The sequence below is a fragment of the Paenibacillus taichungensis genome (assembly GCF_013359905.1).
Lineage (GTDB): Bacteria > Bacillota > Bacilli > Paenibacillales > Paenibacillaceae > Paenibacillus > Paenibacillus taichungensis.
The window spans coordinates 308013-320059 of record NZ_JABMCC010000121.1 but is presented as its reverse complement, the minus strand read 5'-3'; the positions used below and the strand labels follow the sequence as shown (position 1 = coordinate 320059).

The following is a 12047-nucleotide window of genomic DNA, read 5'->3' as shown; positions in this document are numbered from 1 at the left end:
ATGCCCTCTTCTGGCACAACTCTATATGCAGCAGCTCTGCAACCCGCTGGTCTCAATACATCCATCCCATCAAACGCAACCAACCGATGATCGCAATCCATAACGGACAGCTGAAAGCAACACCCCATGCAAGCCCTTTCAGTAAACTACGGTTTACTTCCACGAACAACGACTCCTTTCTCCAGGGAATAGTCGCAGTATCGGTAATAATATATGAATTTATACCCGTTTTCATTCGTCACGTAACCTCCTATTTCCTGCTTTTGTCCCGCAGTTTCATGGAATGGGTTTGGTGAACCTGATATAATAAGTTTACTGAACGATAATGGAAGCTGATTCATGTTTTTGAGAGGAGATTATTCTATGGCAAAATCTAAAAAACACACCCCTGCTCCCAAAGCAGCACAGGATAAACCGACTACCCTAAAGGATCTGCTGAGCAGTGATGTGTTAGAGAAACTGAAAGCTCAGGCCGATGAAGCCAAGGCTGCGGAGGCAGACCGGAAAGAGCAGGAACGCCTGCAGGCGGAAGAAGCGCGTAAAGCTGAACAGAAGCGAAAAGATAATGATTTTGAGTACCTGTTGAATAACAGTTCGATGGACTGGAAGAAACATAAGTAACTTTTGCAGCAATCAGATCATCATGATATCTAAATGATAGAAACAGGGCCGTTGAACGGTCCTGTTTTTTTGTATCGTACATTTGATTCATCACTCTTTAGTCGGGTATGTAGAAGTAGAGAGAGAGTTACTGATAATTCATACGATACGGAGGGATCAGGATGACAGAACAACGTTTGCAAGGGAAAGTTGCGATTGTAACCGGAGGTGGCTCAGGAATTGGTCAGGCAACAGCCATTCGTTTCGCTGAGCATGGGGCCAAAGTGTTCATGCTGGACCGGACCCCGGAGAATGCGAAGGAAACCAAACAGACGATTGAGAACGCAGGCGGAGAAGCCCACGTCATTGAATGTGATATTTCCAAACCGGACAACGTGCAAAAAGCAATCAATCAGGTTGCGGAGCAAGCTGGACAGCTCGATATTGTATTTGCCAATGCGGGAATTAATGGCACGATGGCTCCCATTGAAACGATGGAACCGGAGGACTGGGATCAGACGATGGGCATCAATATGCGCGGCACGTTCGCAACTGTGAAGTATGCCATCCCCCATTTGAAAGACCGCGGAGGTAGCATCATTATTACGAGTTCCATTAACGGTAACCGTGTATTCTCTGGAATCGGGTTCTCTGCATACGCTTCCAGTAAAGCAGGTCAGACCGCATTTACGAAGATGGCTGCATTGGAACTGGCCCGTTACAAAATCCGTGTCAACGCGGTCTGTCCGGGGGCCATTGATACCAACATCGGTGACAACACCTATCCTTCGGACGATCTGAAAGAAGTACAGATTCCAGTTGAGTTTCCGGAAGGTCATGAACATCCACTCAAAGGTGAACCTGGAACGTCGAAGCAAGTCGCCAATCTGGTGCTCTTCCTCGCTTCCGATGAATCTTCCCATGTGACCGGTACCCGGATCTACGTGGATGGAGCGGAATCTTTGCTCCGTGGATAAAAATTAGAAACATGTCCCATGTGGAGTTAATAGCCAAACATCCCGCAAACGATCTGGATATCCAGACCGCTGCGGGATGTTTAGTTTTAAATATATCTTTATAGAAGAACGAAGAACAGCTCCCTCTGCCTACCATTGGTATGGGATGACTTTTAACTAGAGCGCAGAACTCTTTCCTCTCTTCACTCGATTATTCAGCCGCTCCGGAATCGCAAAGAGCAGGACGTACATTAGGGAGAACATGACTAACGCCAGTACCTCTTCCCCAAGAATGTACAAAGGATAAGGTCCCAGCATGTCGAGAACTGAAGGTGTATCCGGTTTGTGTCTCAGGAACATATAATTAGCGTCAAGCAGGACGTCCACACCGTATACAACTAACGCAGCCACATTCACAAATATCATCGACCCCACAACAGTTCTCCAGCTTGGACGAAGCTGTTCCACCCAAGTCATATAGAGTAACGCCAGAATAATACAAGCGTGAGCCGTAAAAAATTGAATGAAACGAAAATGTTCATAAGCATAGCCAAGATTAGGCGTTACGATCGCCATCAAGGCACCAGCTATTCCTGCGAACAGCAATGCAGAATGCAGCAGTCTGCTGCGTGTCAATAATAGCAGCGCAGATAACAATAGTGACAAACTGCATAACTCCAGCGGCAATGAAGTCTTTAGACTCCACACATCCCCATATATGTACCATATCTGAAGCACAATCTCACAGCCGAACATGACACATGCCAGAGCAATCCGAAAGCTACGGCGTGTGTTCGGTGCCCAGGACCGCAGCCAATTCCGAAACAGGAACATCAATATAATTAATGCAGCAATAAGGCTAATCGCCCATAGGTGCGAAGTGGAAAACAGTATAAACGGTTCTGCGTCATAAGGGTCCAGCCACGGTGGATAAGCCATGCTCCTCTTCACTCCTTTATGTTACACAAACACAATATATCTCTTTAATGTTAACTTTTTCATTTTGTCATTGAATGAGTGTACTGTCCAGATGGAATTCTAAATTAGGATTGTATTTTAAATATCTTTATGTTAAGATAAATTCAACAACAAAACAAACTAAAAGTTAGTAACTTTCTTAACGGAATATTATAAAAAATAAATTAACCACCAGGAGGAATTTATAATGCAAATCAAAGGACTTCACCATGTATCTGCACTGACCGCACACGCCGCTGAGAATTATCGGTTTTACACCAACGTCATGGGTTTGCGATTGATCAAAAAAACAGTCAATCAGGATGATGTTTCCGTCTATCACCTCTTCTATGGAGATGAAAAAGGGAATCCGGGTACCGAGCTTACTTTCTTTGAAATTCCAATGGCCGGACAGACACGTGAAGGCGTGAACAGTATCTCAGCAACGTCACTTCGTGTTCCTAACGATGCAGCCCTTACGTACTGGCAACAGCGTTTTGACGAATTCGAGGTTCCTCATGGAGAAATCACCGAACGTGGGGGGCGCGCCACTCTCTCGTTCACGGACTTTGAAGGACAACGTCTGATCCTTGTTTCTGATGAACACAATACAGGTGTTGCCGGGGGCAAACCTTGGGATCAAAGCCCTGTGCCTGTCGAGTATGGCATTGTCGGCTTGGGCCCAGTCCATCTTACCGTTAGAGATGCGTCCCTTACCGCTCCAGTTCTTACCGAACTGCTCGGCTTCCGTCAAAAAGGAACCTATCCTGCTTTTGTCGAAGGCCAACCCGATGTACTCGTCTTCGAATCCGGTGAAGGTGGTAGCGGCTCCGAGGTGCATGTCGAAGAACGAAATGACCTTACCCAAGAACGCCCTGGACGAGGCAGTGTGCACCATGTTGCCTTCCGCGTCGATAATGAAGAAGAACTAAAACAATGGGTAGAACGGGTTCATAATTTCCGATTCCCGAACTCCGGTTTCGTAGACCGTTTCTACTTCCGCTCCCTGTACTTCCGTGAAGCTAATGGTATTCTGTTCGAGCTGGCAACTGATGGTCCCGGCTTCGACACGGATGAAGAACTGGCTTATCTTGGAGAGTCCCTGGCATTGCCTCCATTCCTTGAAGGTCGTCGTGCAGAGATTGAAGCGAATCTCAAACCGCTCGATACCGTAATTCGCTAACCTGATCATACGTCCCAAAAGAACAAAAAAAACGATTATCGTTATGCCAGTCCGGAATAACCGTCCGGCTGATGCATAGGCGATAATCGTTTTTAATATCTCGTTTATTTTTTGGTTAAATATGAGGTCGTCAATGGAACAAACAGAGAGGAGCCCGGAGCCTCATCAACGATTTCAACAAAGATGAAATCCGTGCCTGCAACATCCACGTCTACACCAATCAAACCGTCTTCAGGGGCAAGCGATACTGTCTTGAGCGTTGTATTGTTTTCGTCCATAATCTCAAGCTTCTGTGAACCGCCAAGAACAGCCAAATCGAGATGCAGCTTGGCATACTTTTTCTGGGTCATGACTTGGAAGCTCTTGCCTTGCTTGGCTGTGTCGGTATGCAGGTATACATCTTTGTAATCTTTGCCTTTATACGCCGTTTCGGCCGGATCCTTGGTATGCCAATCCGAGGTGCCCAAGGCTGCAGTTCCGAGCGAACTTAATGTCAGCTTGCCGGTTTCGGATGGTGGTACAGATCCATTATTGCTGCCAATGTTAACGGATGAGGTTGCGCTATCATACGTAATTTCTGTACCCAGTAGCGTGCCGACTGCACGCACTGGCAAATAGGTCGTTCCGTTATAAGTAATTGGCAATACCGTTTTGCCATTGGCATCTTTGGCTGTTACCGTTGTCCCATTTAATTTCAAAGATATCTTGCTGTTCAAATACGCTTTGATCGGTTCCAGACCCGTTGCTGCAAGTGCCCCAGTGCCGATGCCGAGTGTTAGTGTACCCACCATTAAACCCAATACGACCTTCTTCTTCATGAATGATCCCTCCTAAAAGTATGAAATAGATGAGTTCCATCCTTTATACATTTAAACGACTAAAGTGCTTGTGTCAACCATTTCATGGTAAATTCTTGGAATGAAATTCGATTTTGGATAGCACAAAGTGAGGCTAAAAGTACATCATTTTTTTCAGCCTCACCCGTTTCCCTCTGTCATTTCAGACCGTGGGGACATATTTTTTTATCATTGTTCTCAGCATTCCCGCTCTTCTCTAAACACTCGATTCAATCAAAAGATTCATAGTACTCATCTTCATACTCTTCCGTGCTGTATTCCAAGTCCACGGCCTGCCACTCGCCATCTTTATAGTCATAGGCAAAGTTAAGATCACCGTCATACAAGCCCATACCGTATGCACCAGATGCCGACACAACCAACTTGCCATTCTCCACACTGTAATAAACAACACCGCCGAACTTGAGCTGCTCGTTATACACTCCCTCGCTCGTGTCTTCCTCCATCAGGGAAGGTTCTGAATGAACACCATCAACGGTAACGTTGACCGTCACCTGACCTGGTTTAATACTGATTTTCGAATTTACATGCTGCTTCACAATCTCATCCAGTGATTGCATCTTCATCTCTTCCAGCGTTTCTGGATCGATAATATGCGCTTCACCCAGATAGATGCCTGTTCCATGACCGGCTGTAAACAACACAACAATCTCCTTCTTGCCATCTCCATTCAGATCCAGTTCGTGCACTTCGGGTTTGTAGGATCCGCCTTCTCCTTGCCATTTACTGAATTCACGTTTCTTGCCGTTTACTTCCAACACCATTCCGTTATATATATATCCTGAACCTTCAACTTTCATGGGGTATAGTCTTACATTCTCATTTTCCGGAGCAACCGAGACGTACTCTCCCTTAACAGGAATTGATTCCTTCGTTGTAAACGCTGCTTCATTCATTGTTTCTATATTGGAAGCCACGACCGCTGAGGTCTGGCTGGATTGATCATCTATGTTAAGCTGTTTTTGCGATTCATTCATGGTTCGGGCAGACGAAGTTGTACTAATCGTCGCTACCGCCAAAATAATCATCAGCAGGATACCTGTCCAAGTTTTCAATATGCTGGGCTCCTTAATCTGTAGTGGAATACTACCATTATATCTTCATTTATCGCCCAAGCGTTGCGAATTTGTTAATGTTTCATAAAAAAATCTTTACATATTTCAGTTTCTACGAAAGAATGTTCGGCTTTAACCATAATAAGCAAAAAAACACCCCGGAAACAGCTCAAGGCTGCATCCGAAATGCTTTCGTTTTGTCCATTAATCGATCTGTTAACTGTCTCAGCTCTTCTGCCGAGGATGAAATCTCCTGCATGATTGCCGTCTCTTCATGTGCTGCATCCATAATCCGTCTCGCCTCATCCGAGAATGATCCGGCTTTCCCTTGAATCTTTTTCACATGACCGTGCGTTTGTTCTACGCGGCTGGTCTGTTCCCCAATTTTGGATCCGATTTCATAAGCGCCCTTCATAAACACTTCTACCGTACCTGTAAGTTCCTGCAACGTCTGATCAACAGAGATCGTGCGCTCGGATTCATTCACGACGAGGCCATGCTGTTCATGAATCAGTTGAGCTGTATCTTTAATCCGCTGCTGTACGCGGCTGATCAGCTCATTAATCCGATGCACCGATTGTTTACTCTCATCTGCCAGCTTACGAATCTGCTGAGCAACGACAGCAAAGCCCGATCCCTCTTCTCCCGCACGCGCAGCCTCAATGGAAGCATTCAGGGCAAGCAGCCCTGTTTCCTCTGCAATGTTTTTGACAGACTGAGTAATGGCTTCAATATCCGAGGCTTCCTTCTCAAGCAGCACCATGATGTCCCGGGACCGGTTGTGTGACTCCGTCAGCTCGTCCATTCCTTTCATCAAAGAAGAGAAGGTCTGCTTCGTATGATCTACCGAACGTTCCATCTGGCCGGACATCTCTGTCATCCCAATCGACTGACTGTGCATACGCTGAAAATCGTTCAACATCTCATCTGCTGTAATCAACGATTGATGTGAAGTCGTCTTCTGCTCCTCCACACCCACAGCAATATGATCCACCGCATCAGACATCATCTCGATCTGCTCCGCTGCCTGGGCAATTGCTTCGCTTAGTGACTGGGCATTCTGAGAGGTTGTACGTGTACTATCTGTAATATCGTTTACAATACTTCTCAAATTGAAAACCATTACGCGAAAAGCATCATATAATACAGTAATTTCATCCTGTGTTCGCCGCTCTGGAATCTCGGCCGTCAAATCCCCCGATGAGACTTGTTGAGCCGCACGGGACAAATGCACAATTGGACGAGTCAACCACCGAGAGGCAAACCAGCCCAGGATTGCGTTCCAGCATACGCCCATGACAAGTACGATAGAGATATATAACCAGCTTGGCATGGAGAACGAGAGCCAGTCCTGAAGGAAAAATATAAAAAAGCCGCTAGTTCCGTACGTAATCAGTGAAATCAGTACCAAACCTGCGACGGTTTTTGCGCCTAAAGTCCATTTCATATTCACACCTCATAGTCCTTTTTTCCTATTTTACCAGTAGATAACCAAATAACATGTGATTTAGATCACTGAAAACGACAAATTAACCCCCATCTTATTCTTCATGCATGACTTCTCCTCTAAGTGGAGCATAATTGATAAGACGAGTTTTGACTGACTGGTTCCTTTGTAGTCTGCCAAGGTGATATCCTTAATTTAAATTATTTATCGGCAAGTAGGGTGAAATGATTTAGCTTGGCATCCATTTTGCTTAAATGATATACTGAGTGCGCTTCGGCATTGCCGGGGCTGACCTATTTTTGGATGCCACTGGAGGCGAACGAAATGTCTACATTGTCCACAAGGACGGAGAAAGATTTTATTGGAGAAAAAGAAATTCCTGCTTATGCTTATTACGGAATACAGACGGTTCGGGCTGTAGAGAACTTCCCGATTACCGGCGTTCCTGTACACCGGGAGCTGATTACAGCTCTGGCTGCGGTGAAAAAGGCTGCAGCAATCACGAATATGGAGCTGAAGATGCTGCCACGCAAAATTGGCGATGTCATCGTCATGGCTGCTGAAGAAATGATGAAAGGCCATCATCTAGATCATTTTATTGTTGACTCCATTCAGGGCGGTGCAGGCACCTCCATGAATATGAATATGAATGAAATTCTGGCCAATCGCGGACTGGAACTGTTATTGCAGAACAAGGGTGACTATTTCCACTGTAACCCGAATAACCATGTGAACATGTCCCAATCCACCAATGACGTAATCCCAACTGCACTGCGTATTGCTGCGTATCGGTTGTCCGAAACGCTGCTGGATACGATGAAACGTTTGCAGGATGCGTTCCGCAAAAAAGAACAGGAATTCAACGATGTAGTTAAGGTAGGTCGGACACATCTTCAGGATGCTGTGCCTATTCGCCTTGGACAAGAGTTCGGTGCCTATGCGCGCGTTATCGGACGTGATATTGAGCGTCTTGAGTTCGCAAATCGCCGCCTGCTCACCATTAACTTAGGTGCGACGGCTGTAGGTACAGGCCTCAACGCGAAACCGGAATACATCGTCAAAGTCACGGAGCATCTGTCTGATGTGACAGGATTGAAATTGCAAACGGCCGAGGATCTTGTGGATGCCACACAGAATACAGATGCTTATTTGGAATTGTCGGCCGCACTGAAAGTATGTGCTGTCAGTCTGTCCAAAATCTGTAACGATATTCGCATGATGGCTTCTGGCCCACGTGCAGGATTCAATGAGCTGCGTCTTCCACCGCGTCAGCCAGGTTCGTCCATTATGCCAGGCAAAGTGAATCCGGTTATGGCGGAAGTGATCAATCAGGTATCATTCCAGGTTATGGGCAATGACCATACGATCTGCATGGCCTGTGAAGCCGGTCAATTCGAATTGAACGTCATGGGCCCGGTTATTGCGTTCAACTTGCTGCAATCGCTGAAAATCATGAATAACGGCATCGACGTCTTCACTCGTTATGCCGTTGAAGAAATGGAAGCGAACCGTGAGCGTTGTGCATTGATCATGAAGCAGAGCTTTAGTGTAATTACAGCGCTCAATCCACATCTGGGCTATGATGTGGCAGCCTCCATTGTGAAGGAAGCGTTGAAGACTGGAAACACCTTGCAAGAGATTATTCTGGAACGGGGTCTACTGACACCGGAAGAACTGGAAGAAATTTTGCATCCGGAGCAGATGACTACTCCTGGTATTGCAGGTGAGCACTTCCTGCACAATATGGAACGTTAGTACGCTGTTTAAATTCAACTAATGAGTGATTACATTGACACTTCGATGATAGAACAACCTTCCGATCGCTGTTAAGTCGGAACAAGTAACCCCCGCAGACCGTTACCACGGCTCGCGGGGGTTACTTGTTTAGAATATATAATGAAGGCATACGTCATTCATGCCCAGCGCTTCCGTTCAAGTGAAGGCAATATCTGAAGCTCTTCCCTGTATTTCGCAACCGTTCTGCGGGAGATAACGATGCCTTCATTCGCGAGCAATGCCGTGAGTTGGCTATCCGAGTATGGACGTTCCGCCCGTTCAGAACGAATCAGCTCTTTTAATCTGAGCTTCACCGCCGGCGCAGAGGCCATTTCTCCGTTCATTGTTTCCAGACCTGAGGCAAAAAAAGCTTTGAGTTCAAAGACACCATGCGGTGTCTGAACATATTTGCCATTGACTGCACGGCTCACCGTCGACTCATGCATGCCGATGACCTCGGCAATAATCGCCAGATTGAGCGGCTTCAAACCGGCAGGTCCTTCACGCAGAAAAGATTCCTGTTCAGTCATGATCGCCGCCAGAACACGCATCAGAGTTCGGCGACGCATACGCACGCTGCGAATGATCGCTCTCGCCTCTGCTGCCCGGCCTGACCAGACCTCATCTGCATCAATCTCCCTGATCCAGCGGCAACAAGCTTCGTTCAAGGATACCCGCGGCACAACCGCTGAATTTAACCTTAGCGAAAGCTCACCATTTCTTATCTGCACAACGGCATCCGGAATAATATAATGTGCACGTTCCGTACACCCGATGGATCGGCAAGGTTTCGGGTCAAGACAAGCAATATAGTCATAGGCTGCCTGAGCCTGTTGTGACGTAATCCCCAGTCTTGTTCCCGCTCTGCCTGGATGGAAACGAACCAACTCTTCCAGACCTTCCTCCACCATGTGCTCCGCATGCTGGTTAGCGAATGGATCACGCCTAATCTGAAGCAACAAGCATTCACGCAAGTTACGCGCTCCTACACCTGGCGGGTCCAGCGACTGGAGAATGTCCATGGCTGCTTCAGCCTCAGGCATCGATATTCCCCTTGCTGATACAACCTCAGTCAATTCCATCGTCAGATAGCCATCTTCATTGACACAACCAGCCAAATATACAGCTGTTTTCTCCATTGCAGGCGGAAGATTCTGCAACCGAAGCTGAGATATCAACAGTTGTTCAAGTGTAGGTTCGGCCCCTTTCATCTGCAACAGCGGATCATAAGAGGAAAACCTCTCCTGATTCAATCGTCGGGGAAGACGGGGGCGCAGGGTAAAGGGCTCTTCTAGCTCAAGCACCGGATTTTCATCCGCGGCTTCCTGCAAATAACGTGCCAATTCCTGACCCGATAAGGTCAGCAGATGAATGGATTGCTTCATCTCCGGCGTAATAGATAATCGAATACGCCCCTCCTGCACCAACTGAAATCCTAACATCCGTCTCCCCCCTATAAGCGTTGCTCAAGCTACTACAGTATACTGACGAACAAAGACTATTTTCAGGAAATGATAGCATACAAACCAAACGATTGTCAGCGGGCCCAAACCCAATTTCTCAACTTAATATTTCTCCGATACCAACTTCGCTTGGGTGAACAGCAGCAAGTAATCCCTTCCCCCTGCCTTGGAATCCGTTCCCGACATGTTAAATCCGCCAAATGGATGTGTACCCACCAGTGCACCTGTACATTTGCGGTTAAAGTATAGATTACCCGCAAAAAATTCCCGTCTGGCTTGTTCCAGATGTTCGCGATTGCGAGAGATCACCGCACCTGTCAGTCCATAATCGGTATTATTGGCAATATCCAGTGCATCCCCGAAGGATTCTGCCTTGATAAAGGCCAACACCGGTCCAAAAATCTCTTCCTGTGAAATCCGTGCTTGCGGGTCCACATCGGCAATAATGGTCGGTTCAATGAAATAACCTGCCTCGTTCCCTGTACTACCCCCGAGTACAAGGCGACCTTCACCCCTGCCTATTTCAATATATTCTGTGATCTTGGCATACGCCTTATCATCGATAACCGGACCTACCTGATTTCCGACTTCAAGTGGACTGCCCATGCTCAGCAGCTTGGTTCGTTCAATCACTTTTTGCAATACCTCGTCATATACATCTTTATGAATAATGGCGCGGGAACACGCGGAACACTTCTGTCCCGAGAAACCAAACGCGGAAGCCGTGATGGATTCCGCAGCCAATTCCAGATCACTGTCGTTATCTACAACAATTGAATCCTTGCCGCCCATCTCAGCAATCACTCGTTTAATCCATTTCTGCCCCGGCGCAGTGCGTGCTGCACGTTCATTGATCCGCAGACCGACATCTCTGGAGCCTGTGAAGCTGATAAAGCGGGTGAGCGCATGGTCCACCAGATAATCGCCAACCTCACTGCCCGGCCCTGGCAAATAGTTCACTACGCCATCCGGCACACCCACTTCTGCAAGCAGCTCCATGAATTTAGCTGCAATAACTGGCGTTGTACTGGCTGGCTTCAATACAACCGTGTTGCCCGATACCAATGCAGCAGAAGTCATGCCTGCCATAATCGCGAGTGGGAAGTTCCATGGTGGAATGACAATCCCCACACCAAGCGGAATATAACTCAATTCATTATCTTCGCCTGCAATTCGTGTGAGCGGCTGTGGTTCACTCAGACGCTGCATCTCACGGGCATAAAACTCCATAAAATCAATAGCTTCGGCTGTGTCCGCATCCGCTTCTGGCCATGTTTTGCCTGCTTCGTACACCATCCAAGCGGAGAATTCATGCTTACGACGCCGCATGAGCGCCGCCGCTTTGTACAAATAGCGGGCACGTTCATGCGGGTCCGTATGTTTCCAGGTGCGAAATGTTTCCGCAGCTGTTTGGATGGCCTGCTCGGCAAGCTCTTGATCAGCCTGATAGATCTTTCCGACGATCTGATTTTTGTACGCAGGATTCACGGAGGATAACGTGCGGGCGCTTGTTATTTTTTGTCCACCAATAATAATGGAGTATTCCTGGCCAAGTTCAGCCTCCACCTTACGAAGTGCGTTCTCAAAAGCTTCCCGATTGGCCGGGACTGCAAAGGATGTGAATGGTTCGTTAACAAAAGGGATATTCATAAATGATTTCCTCCTTCAGATGTGGGGGTTCGCTGGCTGTTTGCCTGAGTTGCCATGCATTTTACTCATCACCCAATATATGTAGCAAGATCCGTGCCAACTC

The 12047-nt window shown here is 47.1% G+C and carries 11 protein-coding genes; 4 read left to right on the top strand and 7 right to left on the bottom strand.

Annotated elements, in window-relative coordinates; all coding sequences use genetic code 11:
• Positions 1–52 precede the first annotated feature (52 nt).
• Entirely contained in the window at positions 53–235 is a 183-nt protein-coding gene (locus tag HP548_RS29100; protein WP_024632483.1) for a hypothetical protein, read from the bottom strand.
• A gap of 128 nt (positions 236–363) precedes the next feature.
• Here HP548_RS29100 and HP548_RS29095 point away from each other — a divergent pair, with 128 nt between their 5' ends.
• A complete protein-coding gene (locus HP548_RS29095) occupies positions 364–621 on the top strand; it encodes a YqkE family protein (protein WP_024632484.1) in 258 nt (85 codons plus the stop codon).
• Positions 622–782: 161 nt separating this feature from the next.
• Positions 783–1577, top strand: a complete 795-nt coding sequence (locus tag HP548_RS29090; RefSeq protein ID WP_099855694.1) for an SDR family oxidoreductase — start codon at positions 783–785, stop codon at positions 1575–1577.
• A gap of 156 nt (positions 1578–1733) precedes the next feature.
• On the opposite strand, the gene HP548_RS29085 is transcribed toward HP548_RS29090, so the two are convergent.
• A complete protein-coding gene (locus HP548_RS29085) occupies positions 1734–2495 on the bottom strand; it encodes a YwaF family protein (protein ID WP_076290208.1) in 762 nt (253 codons plus the stop codon).
• A 226-nt stretch (positions 2496–2721) separates the two neighbouring features.
• On the opposite strand from HP548_RS29085, the gene HP548_RS29080 reads away from it, so the two are divergent.
• The gene (locus tag HP548_RS29080) at positions 2722–3696 is read left to right on the top strand and encodes a ring-cleaving dioxygenase (RefSeq protein ID WP_175383614.1); all 975 of its coding nucleotides are present in this window, start codon (positions 2722–2724) and stop codon (positions 3694–3696) included.
• 104 nt (positions 3697–3800) lie between these two features.
• Here HP548_RS29080 and HP548_RS29075 read toward each other — a convergent pair whose 3' ends face one another.
• The 3 genes from HP548_RS29075 to HP548_RS29065 form a co-directional block, all read right to left on the bottom strand.
• On the bottom strand, positions 3801–4514 hold the full coding sequence (locus HP548_RS29075) for a stalk domain-containing protein (protein ID WP_076290210.1): 714 nt from the start codon (positions 4512–4514) through the stop codon (positions 3801–3803).
• A 248-nt stretch (positions 4515–4762) separates the two neighbouring features.
• Complete coding sequence (locus HP548_RS29070) at positions 4763–5608, bottom strand: hypothetical protein (protein WP_175383613.1); 846 nt, start codon at positions 5606–5608, stop codon at positions 4763–4765.
• 169 nt (positions 5609–5777) lie between these two features.
• Complete coding sequence (locus HP548_RS29065; RefSeq protein ID WP_076290212.1) at positions 5778–7055, bottom strand: methyl-accepting chemotaxis protein; 1278 nt, start codon at positions 7053–7055, stop codon at positions 5778–5780.
• Between the two features lie 324 nt (positions 7056–7379).
• Here HP548_RS29065 and HP548_RS29060 point away from each other — a divergent pair, with 324 nt between their 5' ends.
• Positions 7380–8810 carry an aspartate ammonia-lyase gene (locus HP548_RS29060; protein WP_099855685.1) on the top strand — a complete coding sequence of 477 codons (1431 nt, stop codon included), beginning with the start codon at positions 7380–7382 and terminating at the stop codon, positions 8808–8810.
• Between the two features lie 158 nt (positions 8811–8968).
• Here HP548_RS29060 and rpoN read toward each other — a convergent pair whose 3' ends face one another.
• A complete protein-coding gene (rpoN, locus tag HP548_RS29055) occupies positions 8969–10273 on the bottom strand; it encodes an RNA polymerase factor sigma-54 (protein ID WP_175383612.1) in 1305 nt (434 codons plus the stop codon).
• Positions 10274–10396: 123 nt separating this feature from the next.
• On the bottom strand, positions 10397–11944 hold the full coding sequence (gene pruA / locus HP548_RS29050) for an L-glutamate gamma-semialdehyde dehydrogenase (RefSeq protein ID WP_175383611.1): 1548 nt from the start codon (positions 11942–11944) through the stop codon (positions 10397–10399).
• Positions 11945–12047: the final 103 nt, after the last annotated feature.

Bases quoted from the DNA above. Each gene is read 5' to 3' on its own strand.
- HP548_RS29085 (WP_076290208.1), bottom strand. From the start codon at position 2,495: ATGGCTTATCCACCGTGGCTGGACCCTTATGACGCAGAACCGTTTATA.
- pruA (WP_175383611.1), bottom strand. From the start codon at position 11,944: ATGAATATCCCTTTTGTTAACGAACCATTCACATCCTTTGCAGTCCCG.
- rpoN (WP_175383612.1), bottom strand. From the start codon at position 10,273: ATGTTAGGATTTCAGTTGGTGCAGGAGGGGCGTATTCGATTATCTATT.
- HP548_RS29090 (WP_099855694.1), top strand. From the start codon at position 783: ATGACAGAACAACGTTTGCAAGGGAAAGTTGCGATTGTAACCGGAGGT.
- HP548_RS29065 (WP_076290212.1), bottom strand. From the start codon at position 7,055: ATGAAATGGACTTTAGGCGCAAAAACCGTCGCAGGTTTGGTACTGATT.
- HP548_RS29060 (WP_099855685.1), top strand. From the start codon at position 7,380: ATGTCTACATTGTCCACAAGGACGGAGAAAGATTTTATTGGAGAAAAA.
- HP548_RS29080 (WP_175383614.1), top strand. From the start codon at position 2,722: ATGCAAATCAAAGGACTTCACCATGTATCTGCACTGACCGCACACGCC.
- HP548_RS29075 (WP_076290210.1), bottom strand. From the start codon at position 4,514: ATGAAGAAGAAGGTCGTATTGGGTTTAATGGTGGGTACACTAACACTC.
- HP548_RS29095 (WP_024632484.1), top strand. From the start codon at position 364: ATGGCAAAATCTAAAAAACACACCCCTGCTCCCAAAGCAGCACAGGAT.
- HP548_RS29100 (WP_024632483.1), bottom strand. From the start codon at position 235: ATGAAAACGGGTATAAATTCATATATTATTACCGATACTGCGACTATT.